General features: G+C 68.0%; 16 protein-coding genes. 11 read left to right on the forward strand and 5 right to left on the reverse strand.

The features are described from left to right. Window positions 1–92: 92 nt before the first annotated feature. Window positions 93–1385 carry a substrate-binding domain-containing protein gene (locus tag DIE03_RS01365; RefSeq protein WP_124446724.1) on the reverse strand — a complete coding sequence of 431 codons (1293 nt, stop codon included), beginning with the start codon at window positions 1383–1385 and terminating at the stop codon, window positions 93–95. A 664-nt stretch (window positions 1386–2049) separates the two neighbouring features. Between DIE03_RS01365 and gspF the strand changes: the two genes are divergently transcribed. Beyond that, window positions 2050–3267, forward strand: a complete 1218-nt coding sequence (gspF, locus tag DIE03_RS01370; RefSeq protein WP_124446726.1) for a type II secretion system inner membrane protein GspF — start codon at window positions 2050–2052, stop codon at window positions 3265–3267. Between the two features lie 8 nt (window positions 3268–3275). Here gspF and DIE03_RS01375 read toward each other — a convergent pair whose 3' ends face one another. Then, the gene (locus DIE03_RS01375; protein WP_124446728.1) at window positions 3276–3722 is read right to left on the reverse strand and encodes a type II secretion system protein N; all 447 of its coding nucleotides are present in this window, start codon (window positions 3720–3722) and stop codon (window positions 3276–3278) included. Between the two features lie 60 nt (window positions 3723–3782). Between DIE03_RS01375 and gspH the strand changes: the two genes are divergently transcribed. The 5 genes from gspH to DIE03_RS01400 all read left to right on the forward strand — a co-directional run bounded on the left by gspH (window position 3783) and on the right by DIE03_RS01400 (window position 7329). Beyond that, window positions 3783–4310, forward strand: a complete 528-nt coding sequence (gspH, locus tag DIE03_RS01380) for a type II secretion system minor pseudopilin GspH (RefSeq protein WP_124446730.1) — start codon at window positions 3783–3785, stop codon at window positions 4308–4310. A 183-nt stretch (window positions 4311–4493) separates the two neighbouring features. Then, window positions 4494–5240, forward strand: a complete 747-nt coding sequence (locus tag DIE03_RS01385; RefSeq protein WP_124446732.1) for a secretin and TonB N-terminal domain-containing protein — start codon at window positions 4494–4496, stop codon at window positions 5238–5240. A 6-nt stretch (window positions 5241–5246) separates the two neighbouring features. Continuing rightward, on the forward strand, window positions 5247–5795 hold the full coding sequence (locus tag DIE03_RS01390; protein WP_124446734.1) for an RNA polymerase sigma factor: 549 nt from the start codon (window positions 5247–5249) through the stop codon (window positions 5793–5795). Window positions 5796–5806: 11 nt separating this feature from the next. After that, on the forward strand, window positions 5807–6802 hold the full coding sequence (locus tag DIE03_RS01395) for a FecR domain-containing protein (protein ID WP_124446736.1): 996 nt from the start codon (window positions 5807–5809) through the stop codon (window positions 6800–6802). Between the two features lie 266 nt (window positions 6803–7068). Then, window positions 7069–7329 (forward strand): DUF4880 domain-containing protein, encoded by a 261-nt coding sequence (locus DIE03_RS01400; protein WP_124446738.1) that lies wholly within the window; start codon window positions 7069–7071, stop codon window positions 7327–7329. Window positions 7330–7472: 143 nt separating this feature from the next. On the opposite strand, the gene DIE03_RS01405 is transcribed toward DIE03_RS01400, so the two are convergent. Next, entirely contained in the window at window positions 7473–8285 is an 813-nt protein-coding gene (locus DIE03_RS01405; protein ID WP_124446740.1) for a hypothetical protein, read from the reverse strand. Between the two features lie 182 nt (window positions 8286–8467). On the opposite strand from DIE03_RS01405, the gene DIE03_RS01410 reads away from it, so the two are divergent. Further along, the gene (locus DIE03_RS01410) at window positions 8468–10099 is read left to right on the forward strand and encodes a transposase (protein WP_124446742.1); all 1632 of its coding nucleotides are present in this window, start codon (window positions 8468–8470) and stop codon (window positions 10097–10099) included. Between the two features lie 69 nt (window positions 10100–10168). On the opposite strand, the gene gspK is transcribed toward DIE03_RS01410, so the two are convergent. Both gspK and DIE03_RS01420 read right to left on the reverse strand, forming a co-directional pair. After that, the gene (gspK, locus tag DIE03_RS01415; protein WP_124446744.1) at window positions 10169–11164 is read right to left on the reverse strand and encodes a type II secretion system minor pseudopilin GspK; all 996 of its coding nucleotides are present in this window, start codon (window positions 11162–11164) and stop codon (window positions 10169–10171) included. Window positions 11165–11196: 32 nt separating this feature from the next. Beyond that, complete coding sequence (locus DIE03_RS01420; RefSeq protein ID WP_124446746.1) at window positions 11197–11760, reverse strand: hypothetical protein; 564 nt, start codon at window positions 11758–11760, stop codon at window positions 11197–11199. Between the two features lie 576 nt (window positions 11761–12336). Between DIE03_RS01420 and DIE03_RS01425 the strand changes: the two genes are divergently transcribed. The 4 genes from DIE03_RS01425 (at window position 12337) to DIE03_RS01440 (ending at window position 17831) form a co-directional block, all read left to right on the forward strand. Continuing rightward, the gene (locus DIE03_RS01425) at window positions 12337–13509 is read left to right on the forward strand and encodes a TIGR03032 family protein (RefSeq protein ID WP_124446748.1); all 1173 of its coding nucleotides are present in this window, start codon (window positions 12337–12339) and stop codon (window positions 13507–13509) included. Then, the gene (cysC, locus tag DIE03_RS01430) at window positions 13509–14156 is read left to right on the forward strand and encodes an adenylyl-sulfate kinase (protein ID WP_260434769.1); all 648 of its coding nucleotides are present in this window, start codon (window positions 13509–13511) and stop codon (window positions 14154–14156) included. Before DIE03_RS01425 ends, cysC begins: the two co-directional genes overlap by 1 nt. 152 nt (window positions 14157–14308) lie before the next feature. Further along, window positions 14309–15961 (forward strand): ShlB/FhaC/HecB family hemolysin secretion/activation protein, encoded by a 1653-nt coding sequence (locus tag DIE03_RS01435; RefSeq protein ID WP_260434770.1) that lies wholly within the window; start codon window positions 14309–14311, stop codon window positions 15959–15961. Between the two features lie 64 nt (window positions 15962–16025). Then, entirely contained in the window at window positions 16026–17831 is a 1806-nt protein-coding gene (locus DIE03_RS01440) for a DUF2341 domain-containing protein (protein ID WP_124446752.1), read from the forward strand. Window positions 17832–17836: the final 5 nt, after the last annotated feature.

Here is a 17836-nt window from a genome sequence, read left to right on the forward strand (position 1 = left end):
GATGCACAGGTTGATGGCTGTCAAATGAAACTGCGCCCCTGGTATCCCAGGGGCGCAGCGGTCTGGCTCTCTGTAGTCAGCGTGTCGACGAATTAACGACCGACTACGGTACCCGTGCAGACGCTCGTGTTGCCGATGTCGAGGTTGAAGCCGCTCGCGTTGCTCAGGAAGTCGTTCGAGATGGCCGTCTGGTAGTTCGACGGAACCGTGTCGAAGCCGTTGCCATGCACGATCGACGCAAAGCTGGCGTTCGTGTAGTGGCTGTTCAGGAAGTCATGAACGGCCGTCTTGACGGTCGCATCCTTGTAGCACTGGCTCAGGATGATCTGGCTGGTGCCGGAAACCGGGTAGCCCGACACCGGATTGCCGGCGGCCGGCACCCATTGCGAAGGATCCGAGGCTCCGGCCTTGAGCGCCGGCGGCTTGACCGAACCGAGTGCCGTCGAAGCATTTGCATACGTCGGTGCGTAGTAGATGCCATTCGTATTGTTCACGAGGCTGGCCACCGGCAGTTGCAGCGCGCCGGCCGGCGTCACGACCGTGCTCGACGGGGCGAGGAACGTGTTCGTATAGTCGGGGCTCAGGTACGCGACGGCGGCACCGGTGGAGGACGACAGCGCATTGCGCACGCCGCCGCTGCCCGACGCGCCGGTGAAGTTCGACGGCACGACGCCGCCGGGGAACGAAGCCGCGAACGTCAGCGAATCGACGAACGTTACGCCCGTGGCCGTGTTGCCTGCCTTACAGACGGCTGCCAGATGGCGGGTCAGCAGTTCCGTCGTGCCGCTGCCGTCCGAGCGGTAGATGACCTTGATCGGTGCGTTCGTCGTATAGGCTGCGGTCGTTTCCGGATTGATGACCTGGTTCCAGTTCGTCAGCTTGCCCGAGAAGATGCCGCACAGATCGTCGTCGTTCAGCGCGATGCTATGCGCTTGACCCGGCGTCGTCTGCGGCGTCGTCGTGCTCGTGACGGCCGGGCCGTTGACGACCGGCACCGTGATCGGCGTGACGATGTACGGAATCTGGATCAGCGGGCCGTTGGTCGCGCCGAGGCCGGCCTTGTACGACGTGAGCTGGGCGGTCGACAGCGCCGCATCGCTGTTCGCGAAGTGGACCGTGCCCGTGACCGTCGAGCCGAAGTACGTCGGCTGGTTGTTCAGGAATGCGTTCTGGCCGGCGCCCGAGCCAACCGAGTAGTACGTGAACGAGCCTTCGGCCGTGCCGAACAGGCCGATTTCGGTCGCGGTGTTGCCGATCGCGCCGATGGTCGGGGCGACGAGCGACGAACCGCCGCCGTGGATGTCCGCGGCCATTGCGGCCGTGGCGCCCAGACCGGAAACAACGAGAGCGAGGACTTGACAGATCTTGCGCTTGCTGGATTTCATGAGAAATTTCCTTGAACGAAGATAAACGGGAACCCCTGCTGTTGCGGTTGGAATACTTATGGACCGCCGCGTAAATGTAGGGGGTAATTCGAATGACGCGTGTGAATTTTTCATAACGAATGGTGCGTAACATTTTTATCGAGCAAGCCATTGCGTTATTCGAATTGATAAAGTGCGGAGCGGAGCGTAATTCGGCACAGGTTGGAACGTTCAGATATTGAGATTTGGACGGAATCGTTCGGCGGATCGCGCGCGGGAGCCCGCATGAGACTTGATGGAAGCTGTTGAAGCAGCACGCGAGTCCGCGCACGGCTATCCCAACTTCAAGACGATTTCGTGGCGGATGTTACGGAACATTCTGCACGTCGATGAATATCTTCCGTTTTGATGTATTTCTTCCGTTTTTTTGCGCGAATCTGTAAATGGAAGGTCGATGAGGGGCGCGAGTATTTAATGTATGACCGGTTAATTGATTGGGTAAGAATGAAATCGTTTTTGCGTTATAAGAATAACGGCGACGGGTAATAAGACCCGCCAAAAAAGGTAGCCCAACATCCGTCACAAATTTGCGCCGGTTCGCTCCGTAGTCTTCCCCGGCGACTCCGTCCGGCAACCTGCGCGACGTCATCGGAAGCAGTCGCGCACGTGACAGGAGAGCATCGGCATGTCGGCATTCCGCTACGAAGCGATCGATCCCACCGGCCGCACGCTGAAAGGCGTGCTCGAAGCCGACAGCGCGCGCGCCGGCCGCAGCCATCTGCGCACGCAAGGTCTCACGCCGCTCGTCGTCGAACTGGCCGCGCAGCGCCTGCACGGCGAGCGCCATCAACGTTTGTCGCTCGGCCGCAAGCTGTCGCAGCGCGAGCAGGCGATTATCACGCGCCAGCTCGCGAGCCTGCTGGTCGCGGGTTTGCCGCTCGACGAATCGCTGTCGGTGCTGAGCGAGCAGGCCGAGCGCGAATACGTGCGCGAGCTGATGGCGTCGATCCGGGCGGAAGTCGTCGGCGGCCATTCGTTCGCGAATGCGTTGAGCCAGCATCCGCGCGATTTCCCCGAGATCTATCGAGCGCTCGTCGCGGCCGGCGAGCACACCGGCAAGCTCGGCATCGTGCTGTCGCGTCTCGCCGACTACATCGAACAAAGCAACGCGCTGAAACAGAAGATCCTGCTGGCGTTCACCTATCCGGGCATCGTCACGCTGATCGCGTTCGGCATCGTCACGTTCCTGCTGAGCTACGTGGTGCCGCAGGTTGCGAACGTGTTCACCAGCACCAAGCAACAGCTGCCGACACTGACGGTCGTGATGCTCGCGCTATCGGACTTCGTGCGGCACTGGTGGTGGGCATCGCTCGCGGCGACGGTCGCGATCGCCTATGCGATCCGCAAGGTGCTGTCGCGCGATGCGCCGCGGCTCAGGTTCGACACGTGGGTGCTCACCGCGCCGCTCGCCGGCAAGCTCGTGCGCGGCTACAACACGGTGCGCTTCGCGAGCACGCTCGGCATTCTCACCGCGGCCGGCGTACCGATCCTGCGCGCCTTGCAGGCGGCCGGCGAGACGTTGTCGAACCGCGCGATGCGCGCGAACGTCGACGACGCGATCGTCCGCGTGCGCGAAGGCTCGGCGCTGTCACGCGCGCTGGCGCATACGAAGACGTTTCCGCCGGTACTCGTGCACCTGATCCGCTCGGGCGAGGCGACCGGCGACGTGACGACGATGCTCGATCGCGCATCCGAAGGCGAATCGCGCGAGCTGGAACGCCGCACGATGTTCCTGACGAGCCTGCTCGAACCGCTGTTGATTCTAGCGATGGGCGGCGTGGTGCTCGTGATCGTGCTCGCGGTGATGATGCCGATCATCGAGCTGAACAACATGGTGCAGTGATGCGCGGCTCAGCGCACGAACGCGTTGGCCTTCTCTGCGGCGGGCAGCGCGATTTCGCGTTGCAGGCCGTTGCGGTCGACGACGATCGAGCGCGCGCGAACCTCGGCGAGCTTCGCGGCTTCGCCGATCGCCGCACCGAGCGACACGACGCGCGATGTCTCACCGCCGACGCTGACGATCGCCGCCGCACGGCGCGCGTCGAAGGCGAGCACGCCGAGCAACTGGATGGCGTCGTGGCCGTCGTCGGGTTTCGCGCCGAACAGCCGCGCGCCGGCCGCAACGTCGATCGGCGCGGGTGGCGGTGCAAGCGCCGCGACCGGCGCATCGGCGGCGCTCAATACGCGCACGGCCCACAGCGACACGGCAGCGAGCGCCGCGGCGGCGGCGAGCGTTGCCGCGAGCGGTACGAGATCGGCGCGGGACGGCGCGATGCGAAGCAGGTCGAACGGTTTCATGGCGTCACGTCGATGCGATGGACAGAAGACGTTTCCATTCTTTGCCGCGAGGGTGAATGCATGATGACGGGCCTCAACGAAACCCGAACGTCGTACGCTGGCCAGTCGCGTGGACACGCGCGTCGCCGCACGCAACGCGGCTTCACGCTGCTGGAGATGCTCGTCGTGCTCGTGATCGTCGGGCTGCTGGTCGCGGTCGTGACGCTCGCGCCGTCGCGCAATCGCCGCACCGATCTGGCGGAGGAGGCGCAGCGCCTCGCGAACCTGCTCGAATCGGCCGGCGACGAGGCGCAGGTGCGATCGATGCCGATCGCATGGCAACCGGTCGGCGGCGGCTATCGCTTCGTGCAGCGCACCGACAGCGGCAGCTGGGCGCCGATGACCGACGATCTCTATCGCGCACGCCGCTGGGGCACCGAGGTAACGGGCGTGTCGGTGCGCTACACCGGCGGCGGCGAAGTGCCGTCGCGCGTGGTGCTCGGCAGCGAAAGCATCGACGTGCCCGTGACGATCACGCTGTGGTCCGGCGACGTGCGGATGGCCGTCGTCGGCACGGGCATCGGCAGCTTCGTCGTGCGCCGGCCTTGAGCGACGCGTGGCGCCGCGCGCGAACACGATGGATGAACACGTCTGGATTGAATCGCGCCGCTGCATGCTTCACCTGACTGTCACACAGCCCGCTCACAATCTGTCGTTCGCTTGCGACGGAGCCGCTCCCGGGGGCGCGCGCTTCGGCACGCGGCGTGCAACTCCACTTCCGTCCAGGGATTCATGACTCGTTCACGGGCGCCGACCGGTGTCCTGGCGCTCGTCGCGTGGCTCGCGCTGGTCGTGCTGTGCATGCGCGGCGTGCACGCGCAGGAGACCGGTTCCATCGGCCGCCAGCCGGGCCGCGCGGTGCATTTCGATCTGCCCGCGCAGCCGCTCGCGAAGACGTTGCAGGATTTCGCGCGGCTCACCGAGCTGATCGTGCTCGCGCCGGCGCCGCTGCTCGACGGGCGCACGAGTGCGCCGGTCCAGGGCGATTTCACGCCGCGCGACGCGCTCGAGCGGATGCTGGCCGGAACGGGGTTGCGTGCGGAATTCTCGCGTCCGGACGAAGCGATCATCGTCGCGCAGCCGGCCGCCGAGACGCCGCCCGCGACGGCCGACACGCCGGCGGATCCGGCGCTGCCGATCGACGGGATCGGCGATTCGGGCGATCGGCGCGCGTTCGCGGGCCTGCTGCAGGCGCATCTGATCGATGCGCTGTGCGCGCAGCCGGCAGCCGTGCCGGGCAGCTATCGACTCGTCGCGCAGGTGCGCATCGACAACAGGGGGGCGGTGGTGGCGGTCAACATGGTGGCATCGAGCGGTTCGGCCGCCCGCGACGCGGCGGTGATGCGCGCGCTGCGCGCGCTGAAGCTGGACGATGGGCCGCCGGCAGACTTGCCGCAGCCGGTCACGATCCTGCTGCGCCCGGCCGGCAACGGCGTGCATTTCCGTTGCCCGGCGCCGCAGCCGGCCGTCCGGGGCTAGGCCGCCATGTCCGACAGCAACCGCTCCGGGCTCAGGCATCTGCTGGCGACGCGCTACGCGTACCTGGTCAGGCGGCTCGAACGCGTGACGGGGTCGAAGGACGGCGCCGCCGATGCGCTGCACGAAACCTGGCTGCGCCTCGAGAACGCGAACGTCTCCACGCAGGTGACGAACGCGGACGCCTATATACTCGGGATGGCGAACAATGTCGCGATCGACCAGCATCGGCGCGAACGGCGGCATCTGCACGACGACGACGTCGAGACGCTGCTGGAAATGCCCGACGAACTCGCCGATCCCGAGCGCATCGTCGCGGCACGCCGCAAGGTCGAGACGCTGAAGGACGTGCTGCGCGGCCTGCCGCCTCGGCGCCGCGCGATCCTGCTGGCCGCCCGCGTGGACGGCCTGCTGAACCGCGAGATCGCCGAGCATTTCGGTATTTCGCTGCGGCTCGTCGAAAGCGAGTTGAGCGCGGCGATGAAGTACTGCCTGCAGCGCATGCAGGAAGACGGTGATTCGTACACGGGCACGCGAGGCGGCCCGCGCAAATTTTGAGCATCCGGACGATGACGAAAGCCCAGGCCCAACCTGCCCACGACGAACTCGACGAAGCGAGTGCGTGGCTGCTGCGTCTGCGCTCGGGAGAAGCGGGCCAGGCCGAAGCCGATGCGTTCGAGCGCTGGTGTGCCGATCGTCCGCAAGCCGCCGATCTGCTGCGCGATACGTGGAGCTCGCTGCGCACGGCGGCGACCGAACTCGCGCACGAGGAGCGCACGGCTGCTGCCTGGGCAGACGTTGCAAAGCGCGAACGCACGATGCGCACCGGACGCCGCGCGTTCATCGGCTTCGCGGTCGCGGCCGGCACATCATGGCTCGCGGTGCGGCCGCCGATGCAGCTGTGGCCGTCGCTCGGCGACATCGCGGCCGATTACCACACGGGTACCGGCGAGCAGCGCAGCGTCGCGCTGTCGTCGCGCGTGACGGTCGAGCTGAATACGCAGACGCGCCTCGACGTGCTGCCCGCGAGCGATGCCGCGCATGGCGTCGAAGTCGTCGCGGGCGAGGCCGAGATCGACGCGGCCGCACCGCCGGCCGGCCGTGCGACGCCGATCCAGCCCGTCACCGTGGTGGCGGGCGGCGGCCGCATGCAGGCGACGGTCGCGCGCTTCAACGTGCGGCGCACGGGTACGCAGGTCTGCGTGACCTGCCTGTCCGGCACGGTCGCGCTCGAGCATCCGCGCGGCGCACGCACGCTGAACGCCGACGATCAGGTCGTCTACGACGATCGCGGCGTGCAGCCGGTGTCGCGGATCGATCCGGGCGCCGTCAGCGCATGGCGGCGCGGGATGCTGGTGTTCAACGGCGTGCCGCTGTCGGACGTCGTCGACGAGATCAACCGCTACCGGCGCGGCAAGGTCATCTTGCGCAGCGCGTCGCTCGGCGCGAACCGGATGCAGGCGCAGTTCCCGATCACGCGGCTCGACGACGTGATCGACATGGTCGGCCGCCTGTATGGCGCGCACATCACGCGCCTGCCCGGCAACATCGTGCTGCTGAGCTGACGCAGCTTCCCGCGTCTTCCGCTTCCTTCCCTTTCTTCCTGTCTCCGCCAGGCGGCGCGTTCGCCTGCTTCGGGGCTGCCTGCGCTGCGGGTTACGGCCCTTCGATACGACTTTATCCATGAGGGCCGGCAAACGCCGGGCTGTCGTTCGCGACGGCCCGGCGGGGCGTCGTCGGACCCGAGGCGTGGGTGGCAAGCGCCCCGGCCGCGCAGCGATGCGCGGGGTGGGGAAGGTGTGTCGAATGAGCTTCGGGCGGTGGCGTGATCATGAACGAATCGCAACGGGAATCGGATTCCGGCGACGCGGACACGCGCGCCGATGCGATCCGCGAGGGCGCGGTGCGCTGGCTGCTGTGGCTGCGCGCCGGCGACACGACGGAGCAGGAACGCGACGCTTTCGGGCGCTGGCGCGCGCAGAGCGACGAGCATGCGCGCACGGTCCGCGAACTGATCTGGATGTGGGCCGTGCTGGAGACGGTCGGCCGCCAGGAGCCCGGCGAGCCGGGCGGGTCGACGCGCACGCATTGACCGGGTGCAGGGGCATCGCAAGAAAGTCTGCGGGTTAGCCGGGCCCGCTTCGACCTTGTATACGAGAGAGCGAGGGGGCCGTGCAGAGGGGCCGAGAGGCGGAGACCGGGACCGGAAGCCTGAACGGGCTTCCGGATCGCCGTTCACGCGCGGTGGCCGCCGTGTGCGCCGCTCCAGGCGGCGTCGAGCGGATCGCGGGTGTCGCGCAGCGGCTCGCGCAGAAACGGAAAGCGTTCGACGAACGGTGCGGATTCTTGCAGGGACACGATATGGCCGACCATCCATTGCAGCAGTTCGCCGCCGTGCCGGACCTGTTCCGGGCGCCAGTCCGGCATCGTCGAGAAGAGCGCGGAGAAGCCGCTCCAGCGCGACGGCCGGTCGTTGTCGCCGGGCCGGAGATAGGTGTTCATCGCGACGTCGTGCGCATCGGTCAGCGTGCCGACGAACAGCCCGTGCGGCGTCGGCACGCCGATCTGCTGCCAGCCTTCCGCGAGCGCGAGCGAACGCATCACGCGCGCCGCGACGAACGCGATGCGTGTCTCATGCTCGATTTCCGCCAGCGACATCACGCCGTTGCGCTGCATGCAGCGCGCGACCGCGTGCGGCCGAATCACGTTCGATGCGAAGCTGCGCAGCACGAGGTCGGGCACCGTCAGCTGAAGCTGGAATTCGCGCAGCCCGTGCTCGGCGCTCATCGTCGAGAAATTGACGAACAATCCTTCGGCATGACCGAGCACGCCGACGTACGGTTCGAGCCCGAGGCGCGCGAGCTTCGGCGCGATCTGGCGCTCGAGCAGCCGCATCAGGTTGCGGCGGTTGCGCACGCCCGTGAAATCGTCGATGCCGCGCGTGACGACGTCGCTGATCTCCCAGCGGCGCTCGTCGGCGACGAGCCGCGGGGAGCCGCTCAGGTCGAACCGGGCGCGGCCGTGCGCCACGCGGGGATCTACGTACATGCCGGTGCCTCGTGCATCGATTGCGGGCGGACCGTCGCGACGGCGCGGCGTCGCGCGGATCGGGTCGCCCACGATGCTGCGGTGTCGCCGGCGCGCCGTCAAGAGCGAACGCATCGCGACGCACGCATGCGCATGCCGTCGCGGCGGCCCGCGCGATCAACCAGACAGTGTGGGGTATCCCGATGATGCGCACGATCGTGGAACGCTTTGTCGAGCAGAGCCCGATGACGATCATGACGCGGCTCGTGCTGCAATGCGCGCTGCACGACGACTGGGTCGGCGCCGCGGCGGATGCCGGCGACGAGCCCGACGGCGAGTCGATCCGCGAGGCGCTGTTTGCCGTCGCCGTCGACGCGATCGCCGCGATTGCCGCGCGGCAGCGGACGCCCGATGCCGCCGCGGCCGTCGCGCCGGGGTTGGGTGCGACCGTGACGGCGCTGCACGATTGCATGAGCCGGTGGCGCTCGGGCTGGGGGCGCGCGCTGGCCAGGGACAGCGTCGACCTGCTGCTGCCGGTTGCGTCGGGGTGCAGCGTCGACGGCGCGCGCGCAGTCGACGGGATGCGGCTGCGCGTGCTGGACGGGTTCGGCGAGGCCTGCGCACCGCGGGCCGACGGTTGCGGCTGCGGGCGTGCGTGCGACGACCCCGCGCGCGATGCGGCGGCGGGCGGTGTGCGCGTCCTGCCGGTCTACGATCCGGATCTCGGGATGATCGTCGACCTGCTGCCTTGCGAACGCGGCCGGTCGCACGAGCGTGCCTTCGTCGGCGCGCTGCTCGAGACGGTCCGGCCCGGCGAGCTGTGGATCGTCGACGGGCGGTTCGATACGGACGCGATCCTGTCCGGCTGGCCGCGCCGCGGCGGCGCATTCGTGCTGCGCGAATACGGCCGCTCGGCCGCATGCCGGCCGCTTGGCGACTGGCAGGAAGCCGGCGTGTTCGGCGGCGGCTGCGTTCGCGAACAGTCCGTCGGGATGGCCGGCGAAGGCGGCGTGTCGGGCGCGTTTCGGCGGATCGAATGGCACGGTGACGAGACGCCCGGCGACATCGTCACGCTGCTGACCGACCTGCCGGCCGAGCGGTTCGATGCGCCGCAGGTCGTGGCGCTGTCGCGCCGGCGCTGGCGCGACGCGTTGCCGCTGTCGCTCGAGCCCGTCACGGGCGGCGCGCCGTTCGGCGCCGTGCCCGCGCGCGCGGCGCTGCTGGCGTGCGGGATCGCCGCCTTCGCATACAACGCGTTCAGCGTGATGGCGCGCGTGGTCGGCGGTGCGCTCGATCTCGACGCGCGGGACGTCGACCGCCTGCCGTCGCTGATCGCCGACGGCGTGACGGCCACCTATGCGGGCATGATGATCGCGCTGCCGCCGGAGTGGTGGGCGCGCTACGACCAGTTGCCGGCGGCGACGCTGGGGCAGATCGTGCACATGCTCGCCGTGCATGTCGACCCGCGCAGCGAGCGGCGCCGGCGCCGCGACAACCGGCTGTCCGCGAAGTCGCAGGCGTTACTGCGCGCGGCAACGCTCGAGCGCCTGATGCACGACGACGGCGACGATCCGGCCGCGAACGTGTTCAGCCTGCGCACGATCGCGATGGCCACGCGCGACTTCAGCAGTAATCCGTCGAAGGCGCTGCGGCACGCAGGCGAGGCGCTCGTGATGGTCACCAAGTACAACCGGCCGATCGCATTGCTCGTGTCGATCGACGACTGGAACCGGCTGCTCGGCGAAGTGCGCGAGACGAGCTTCACGCGGCTGACGTTCGATGCGGCGGCGCAGGGCCCGCGACCGGTGACGTTGAGTGAATCGTCGCTGAATTAGCGGGCACCGATCGCACGTTGGCGACCCGGCCCGCAGTTCGAACTGCTTCGGCACAGCCCGCATCCGGCTTCAACTCGTCAGCCGCCGCACCCAGATGACCGACGTCCACGCGAAATTGCCGCTGCCGTAGCGCGCGATCAGCGTGTCGATGCGTGCGTTGATCCGCGCCGAATGCACGCGGCAGTGCACGATGAAATAGCCGCTGTTCACGCCGACGGCCGAGCCGTCCGGCAGCGTCGGGTTGCCGCCTTGCGCGGGCAGCAGGTATTCGGCGATGTCGCCGGTGCTGACGAAATACGCAGTCGCGCGCCGGTCGACGAGCCGCTTGGCCTGGCTCGCCGACAGCGTCGGGATCGCGGCGACGAGCACGGGTTCGGTCGCGGTGTTCGCGTTGACGACGGTCAGGTCGGGCAGGATCGTGACGAACGGCGCAAGCGTGTCGATCGCATGCGCGTCGTAGCCGGGAATGCGGGCGAGATCGTCGACGGACACGAGCTGCAGCGGCCAGCCGCCCGGGCCGTTCGCGTCGCGCAGCGAGCGCAGCATGTAGTCGGCCGTCGGTTGCGCGAGCGCCGGATCGAGCGACAGCTGGACGAGCAGGCGCCGGTACGCCAGTACGCCTTCACCATTGGACTGCCACGGCTTGCCGGGCGCGACGCGCGACACGAGATTCGTCAGGTTGAAGCGCGCCTGCGCGTCCTCGACGCTGCCCGAGATCCACGCGCGCGACAACTCCGCATTGACCGCCAGTGCGTCGGACGGCAGCAGGTCCGAGAGCGGCACGTCGGCGACCGGCGCCGACCACGGCTGGCCGACGAACGTGACGTTCGACGTCGCGCTTTGCGCGCGCAGCGTCGCGCGTGCCCACTCGACCGCGGCGCGTTCGATCCACATCGTCTGCGTCGCGAGCCGCTGGTTCTCGACGTCGCGTGTCGCGACCTGCTGGCGCCACAGTACGCTGGCCGCGAGCGTGGCCGCCAGCGCGACGACGAGCAGCACCGTCACGATCGCGATGCCGCGTTCGCGCCGTGCGTGCGCCGTCCGTCCTGTCCCGTATCGATGCATCCGCGTGCCCCCGCAGTATCGGCGCGGCGCGCTCACACCTCGAACGCCAGCCACGCATGCGCGATGCTCGCATGCGCAGATGACGTGACGCCGAACAGCGCGGCGAGCCCCGCGACCCAGCACGCGAGCGTCGCGGGCCGCATGCCGTCGGCCGCCAGCGGGCCGACGAGGCCGCCGATCGCGTGCGAGCGCCACAGCAGCAGCACGAACAGCGTGCAGCCGACGGTCATCGCGATCGCGAACATGTGCGCCGCGATCGCGGGGCGCCGCGTGAACGGCGCGCGGTGATGCCGCTGGTTGGTCGCGACGATCGCGACCCCGTTCGCGACGGGCACGATCGCCATCGCGAGCGCCCAGAACAGCGGCTGGTCGCTCGACGGATTGATCAGCAGCAGCGTGCCGATCATCCAGATCGGCGGCGCGAGCAGCGTGAGCACGGACCACGACAGCAGCTGCCACGCGAGCCACGGCGTGCGCCAGCGCAGCGGCGGATCCGACGCGGCATGAGCGGCGCGCGGCCGCAGCCGGCCCGGCATTCCGGCGGCGCCGGCCAGCCGTCCGGCGAGCCACCGTACGAGCATCGTGGCGAATGACATGGCGTGTCCTGTCGTTGACATGTTTCGTTCTCAATAGCTAGGACGAAGCGGGCAGCCGAAAACCGCAGGATTTCGCGCGTGCTCGCGATGCCGCGGTGCGGTGTAAACGGTCCCGCGTGGGTTTCGCGCGAACGCGTGCCGTGTTTTCGCGAGCGTTTCGTGAATATCTTCAGCGGAATGTCACAAAAACTTCCCGGTTGAAACCGGAGGATTGTCGGGCCGCACGCTGGCCGGCCGCGTTTTCGCGTGCACGTCGGCCAGGCAACGACACGTATACGAAAAAGGGGGCCACGCAAGGTCATGCGCCGCGTCTCGCGAGTCTCGCGCGAGGGAGCGGCTGCGCGCATTGCAGGCCGCTTGCGTCGACCGCTCGCCGGTGCCGGCGGATCGGTCGACGTCACGCGAAAAAAACATTGCGGCAATGCGCGCTTCGTTCCGTCTAGGTAGGTGGGAGCTGCGACTTGGTGCGTCGCGCGCGGCCCCGTTCGCGACCGACGCGCGTGCGTCGGGCCGGCGGGCGGGAGTACGCAAGCGGGCACATTTTTTCTCATCAGGCGGCGTGAAGCCGACAGGTGCATGACAGTGGAACAGTTCGAGGAAACCCGGCCGGCGGGCGAAGGCGTTGCACCGACGGACGACGTATCGGCGCGACAGGCGGAAGCGCTGTCGCCGGTCATCAACCTGCGCGACACGGGGCGCTTCCTGCAGGTGCTCGAGGCGCTCGGGTGCTCGCTGGCCGTGAGCCGCCGCCCGTCCGGCGTGGCCGTGATCGGCGTCGACGACGGCGTGCCCACGCTGTCCGCGTGCCTGTTGCCGCGCTCGATGGGGATGGCCGTGTCGGGCAAGCGGCTCGCGGTCGCGACGATGCACGAGCTGATGGTATTCGCCAACGTGTCGACGCTCGCGCCGCACTATCCGGCCCGCCCGGATCACTACGACGCGATGTTCGTGCCGCGCATGTCCTACTACACGGGCGATCTCGACCTGCACGACATGGCGTTCGACAAGCACGTGCTGCTCGCGGTCAACACGCGCTATTCCTGCATCAGCGTGATCGACGGCTATTTCAACTTCACGCCGATATGGCAGCCGCCGTTCGTGACGGAGACCACGCCGGACGATCGCTGCCACCTGAACGGCATGGCGTTCGCCGACGGCAAGGTGCGGTTCGCGACGGCGCTCGGCATGAGCAACGAGCCGTTCGGCTGGCGCAGCGGGATGGCCGGCAGCGGCATCGTGATGGAGGTGCCGTCCGGCCGGGTCGTCGCTTCGGGGCTCTCGATGCCGCACTCGCCGCGTGTGATCGGCGGGCGCCTGCATGTGCTCGAAGGCGGCCGCGGCCACGTGCTGCAGATCGATCCGCAGTCCGGCGCGCGGCACGTGCTCGCGAAGCTGCCGGGCTTTACGCACGGTCTCGCGGCGTACGGCGGCGTGTTGTTCGTCGGGCTGTCGAAGCTGCGCGACAAACGCGGTCCGCAAGGGTTGCCGATCGAAAGTGAATCGGATGGGTTGGTCGCGGGCGTCGCTGCGCTCGACGCGAATACCGGCGACGTGCTCGGCATCCTGCAGTTCTTCAACGGCGTCGACGAGATCTTCGACGTGCAGGTGATCCCCGACGTGCGGCGTGCCGAAATCCTGAGCCCGCACCAATGGGCCGAGACGCCGTCGATCGTGACGATGCAGGGCGGCTTCTGGCAGACGCGTCCGCGCGAGGACGACGAACCCGCGAAGGCGGCGGAGCACGCGTGATGAACGACGATCGATGCGGGTTTCAAGAGGTCGTTTCGTCCTTATCGGTAGACGTGGCTCGCGCATGGCGGGGCGTGTCGCCGCAACGGGCCGGCGGCGTGTTGTGGCTCACGGGGCTGTCGGGCGCGGGCAAGACGACGCTGGCCGACGCGGTGGCGGCGCGACTGCGCGACCGGCGCGTGCATCCGGTCGTGCTCGACGGCGACCGGCTGCGGACCGGGCTGAATCGGGACCTCGGTTTTACGGTGCGGGACCGTTTCGAGAACGTGCGGCGCATCGCCGAAGTCGCGGCACTGACGAGCGAATCCGGCGCGCTGGCGATCGTCGCGGTCATTTCGCCGCTCGCGGCGATGCGCGATGCGGCGAGAGCGATCGTGGGGCCGGCCTTTCGTGAAGTGTATGTGAGCACGACGCTGGCCTGCTGCGAGGCGCGGGATCCGAAAGGGCTGTACGCGAAGGCGCGGTGCGGCGCGCTGCCGGAATTCACAGGCGTTTCGGCGCCGTACGAACCGCCGGTGCGAGCCGATCTCGCGATCGATACCGGCGCTGCATCGCTCGCGACGTGTGTCGATACGCTGATGCAATTCGCGATGGCGCAGTTCGGTTTCCAGGCCGGTGTGCAGGCTTCGCTGACGCATCACGGCTGAGTTCGGATCGGCAGTAGCAGAAAGCATTGCGCAGTTCATGATAAGGATGGCGAATCAATCGTCATCAAAGTGAAACAGGCAACTGATAGCGGAGCGAGCGGCTGGTGCAGTGCGGCTTCGCTGCGATCCGGAACAACAAAGGGGAATGGCGCATGCCGCCGAGAGTAGACCGCAAGTCACGCGAACGATGGCGGCTGAATGCCCGATGCCTGGCCGGCGCCGTGCTGGCCGGAGGGTTGAGCGTCGCACCGGGCATTCATGCGCAGGAAGCCGCGCCGGCCGCGAAGGCGGCACCGGCCGCGCCGCAGTCGTTCGACGTGAATGCCTTCGTGGTGCGCGGCAATACGACGTTGCCGACGCTCGAGATCGAGAAGGCCGTGTATCCGTACGAAGGGCCGGGCCGCACGCTCGCCGACGTGAATGCGGCCCGCGATGCGTTGCAGAAGGCGTACCAGGATCGCGGCTACCAGTCGGTTGTCGTCGAGCTGCCGCAGCAGCAGGTGAAGAACGGCGTGATCCTGCTGCAGGTGACCGAGGCGAAGGTCGGGCGCCTGCGCGTGGACGGCGCGAAGTACAACTCGCCGCAGAACATCCGCGACGCGGTGCCCGCACTGGCCGAGGGCCAGGTGCCCGATTTCAACCAGGCGCAGCAGCAGCTCACCGAGCTGAACCGCTCGGCGGACCGGCAGGTGATTCCGGTGCTGAAGCCGGGCGCGCTGCCGCAGACGGTCGACGTCGACCTGAAGGTCGACGATCACAGCCCGCTGCACGGCTCGCTCGAACTGAACAACGACAACAGCCCCGGCACGTCGACGCTGCGCACGACCGCGAGCCTCAGCTATTCGAATCTCTGGCAGCTCGGCCACGTGATTTCCGGCACCTACGTGATCGCGCCGCAGCATCCGAACGATGCGCGCGTCTACGCGTTCTCGTATCTCGCGCCGATCAAGGATTCGCGCTGGAGCTTCCTCGCGACGGTCGTGCATTCGGACAGCAACGTCGCGTCGGTCGGCAACACCAACGTGCTCGGCAAGGGCACCACGTACGGCTTCACCGCGATCTATTCGCTGCCGGCGACGGAGACCTACGCGCACTCGGTCAGCATCGAGATCGACCGCAAGCATTACGACGAAGACGTGTCGCTGCCGGGCCAGGGCGGCTCGACGGCACCGCTCACCTACGTGCCGGTCACGCTGTCGTACAACGGCCAGCTGAGCCTGAAGAATTCGCAGACTTCGTTCTCCGCGTCGCTGACGACGAACATCCGCGGCCTCGGCAGCGACTGGGGCGCATGGGACAACAAGCGCTACAACGCGACGCCCGATTTCGTGTACGGCAAGTTCGACGTGAATCACACGCAGCGCTTCGCGAACGACATGCAGGCCAATGCGCACGTGAACGCACAGATCTCGAACTCGCCGCTCGTGTCGAGCGAGCAGTTCGCCGCGGGCGGGATGAACAGCGTGCGCGGCTACATGCAGGCCGAGAACACGGCCGACAGCGGCGTGATCGCGTCGCTCGAGCTGCGCAGCCCGTCGCTCGCGAAATGGCTGGGCGGCGCGGTCGGCAGCCGCCTGAACGAGTGGCGCTTCCACGCATTTTTCGACGCGGCGCACCTGTGGCTGCTGAGCCCGCTGCCGGAGCAGACGTCGCGCTTCAACCTGATGAGCGTCGGCGTCGGCACGCGGCTGCAGCTGATGAAGTACGCGAGTGCGGATTTCGAGGCCGGCTGGCCGTTGAAGGCGGGCGTCTATACGCGGCAGTACAGCCCGCGGTTCGATTTCTACGTGAGGCTGGGGTTCTGACGGATTTTCTATCGTGGCGGGGCGATGCGACGAGCGCGGCGCCCGCCCATTCGGGGAGTGGATCGTGAAGCGAGTCTTGTTTTTCCTGTTGGCGGTGATGCTCGGCGTGCTGCCCGGCATCGCGAACGCATGGTGGCAGAACGACTGGTCGTACCGGAAGGCGATCACGATCGACGCGAGCGCGAAAGGCGCGAACCTGGCGGAGTCGGCCGGCCGCGTGCCGCTGCTGATCCGCCTGCATTCCGGCAACTTCCAGTTCGACGGGCTGGCCGACAACGGCGCCGACATCCGCTTCGTCGCCGCCGACGACAAGACGCCGCTGAATTTCCACGTCGAGCAATACGATCCCGTGCTCGGCGTCGCATTGATATGGGTCGACGTGCCGAAGATGCCGGCCGGCGCCGCGGAGTCGATCTGGATGTACTACGGCAACAAGAAAGCGCCGGACGGCGGAAGGCCGGCCGAGACGTTCGATGCCGACTACACGCTCGTCTACCACTTCAACGGCGCGGCCGGCGTACCGCCGAAGGATGCGACCGCGTACGGCAACCACGCGCAGAACGCGTCGTTCCGCACGGTCGAGGACGGCATCGTCGGCAAGGGCGCGCGGTTCGACGGGACGGGTTCGCTGACGCTGCCTGCCAGCGCCTCGCTGAATGTGCCGGCCGGCGGCAGCTTCACGTTCAGCGCGTGGGTGAAGCCGTCGGCGCTGGCCGCGAACACGCTGTTGTACAGCCGTCGTGACGGAGCGAACGCGCTGCTGATCGGCCTCGACAACGGCGTGCCGTTCGCGGAAGTCGCCGGCGCGGCCGGCAATCCGGCGCCGGTGCGCACGCCGGCCGCACCGCCAGTCGCCGCGAACCAGTGGACCTACCTCGCGGTCACGGCCGACGGCAAGAACCTGACCGTCTACGTGAACGGCAAGCAGGCCGCGCAGGTCGCGGCGACGCTGCCCGCGCTGAACGGTGCGGCGACGATCGGCGCGGACGTCGGCGGCGCGCCGGCCGGTTTCGCAGCCTATTCGGGTGCACTCGACGAACTGCGCCTGTCGAAGATCGCACGCTCGCCGGCCGCGATCGCCGTCGACGCGCTCGCGCAGGGTTCGGAATCGAAGCTCGTCGCGTACGGCGCCGACGAGAAGCAGTCGGGCTTCGGCTTCGGCTACTTCGGCGTGATCGTGCAGTCTGTAACCGTCGATGCGTGGGTCGTGATCACGATCCTGCTCGGCATGGCGCTCGTGTCGTGGATCGTGATGTGGACGAAGGCGCGCTACGTCGGCACGGTCGACAAGGCCAACCAGTATTTCGTGCAGCGCTTTCGCGAAGTGGCCGGCCGCCACCTGGTCGGTCTCGCGCATGTCGACGAAGCGAGCGCCGACGGCCGCCGGCTGTACCAGTCGTCGCTGTACCGGCTGTACAAGGCCGGCGTGCATGAAATCCACAGCCGCGTGGACGGCAACGGCCGCACGGTGATCACGTCCGAATCGATCGAGGCGATCCGCGCGTCGATGGACGCGACGCTCGTGCGCGAGAACCAGCGGCTGTCGAAATCGATGGTGCTGCTGACGATCGCGATCTCGGGCGGCCCGTTCCTCGGCCTGCTCGGCACGGTGGTGGGCGTGATGATCACGTTCGCGGCGATCGCGGCGGCCGGCGACGTGAACGTGAACGCGATCGCACCGGGTATCGCGGCCGCGCTGCTCGCCACCGTCACGGGCCTGTTCGTCGCGATTCCGGCGCTGTTCGGCTACAACTACCTGCTGATCCGCAACAAGAACGTGACGGCGAACATGCAGGTGTTCGTCGACGAATTCGTCACGCGCCTCGCCGAAGCCCATCGCGCGCCCGATCACGCGGTGCTGGCCGACTGACCGCA

It is taken from the genome of Burkholderia sp. Bp8992, assembly GCF_003853705.1.
GTDB lineage: Bacteria > Pseudomonadota > Gammaproteobacteria > Burkholderiales > Burkholderiaceae > Burkholderia.

Bases quoted from the DNA above. Each gene is read 5' to 3' on its own strand.
- gspK (WP_124446744.1), bottom strand. From the start codon at position 11,164: ATGCATCGATACGGGACAGGACGGACGGCGCACGCACGGCGCGAACGC.
- DIE03_RS01385 (WP_124446732.1), top strand. From the start codon at position 4,494: ATGACTCGTTCACGGGCGCCGACCGGTGTCCTGGCGCTCGTCGCGTGG.
- DIE03_RS01390 (WP_124446734.1), top strand. From the start codon at position 5,247: ATGTCCGACAGCAACCGCTCCGGGCTCAGGCATCTGCTGGCGACGCGC.
- DIE03_RS01405 (WP_124446740.1), bottom strand. From the start codon at position 8,285: ATGTACGTAGATCCCCGCGTGGCGCACGGCCGCGCCCGGTTCGACCTG.
- DIE03_RS01365 (WP_124446724.1), bottom strand. From the start codon at position 1,385: ATGAAATCCAGCAAGCGCAAGATCTGTCAAGTCCTCGCTCTCGTTGTT.
- DIE03_RS01425 (WP_124446748.1), top strand. From the start codon at position 12,337: ATGACAGTGGAACAGTTCGAGGAAACCCGGCCGGCGGGCGAAGGCGTT.
- DIE03_RS01400 (WP_124446738.1), top strand. From the start codon at position 7,069: ATGAACGAATCGCAACGGGAATCGGATTCCGGCGACGCGGACACGCGC.
- cysC (WP_260434769.1), top strand. From the start codon at position 13,509: ATGAACGACGATCGATGCGGGTTTCAAGAGGTCGTTTCGTCCTTATCG.
- DIE03_RS01435 (WP_260434770.1), top strand. From the start codon at position 14,309: ATGCCGCCGAGAGTAGACCGCAAGTCACGCGAACGATGGCGGCTGAAT.
- DIE03_RS01395 (WP_124446736.1), top strand. From the start codon at position 5,807: ATGACGAAAGCCCAGGCCCAACCTGCCCACGACGAACTCGACGAAGCG.
- DIE03_RS01420 (WP_124446746.1), bottom strand. From the start codon at position 11,760: ATGTCATTCGCCACGATGCTCGTACGGTGGCTCGCCGGACGGCTGGCC.
- DIE03_RS01375 (WP_124446728.1), bottom strand. From the start codon at position 3,722: ATGAAACCGTTCGACCTGCTTCGCATCGCGCCGTCCCGCGCCGATCTC.
- gspF (WP_124446726.1), top strand. From the start codon at position 2,050: ATGTCGGCATTCCGCTACGAAGCGATCGATCCCACCGGCCGCACGCTG.
- DIE03_RS01410 (WP_124446742.1), top strand. From the start codon at position 8,468: ATGATGCGCACGATCGTGGAACGCTTTGTCGAGCAGAGCCCGATGACG.
- gspH (WP_124446730.1), top strand. From the start codon at position 3,783: ATGATGACGGGCCTCAACGAAACCCGAACGTCGTACGCTGGCCAGTCG.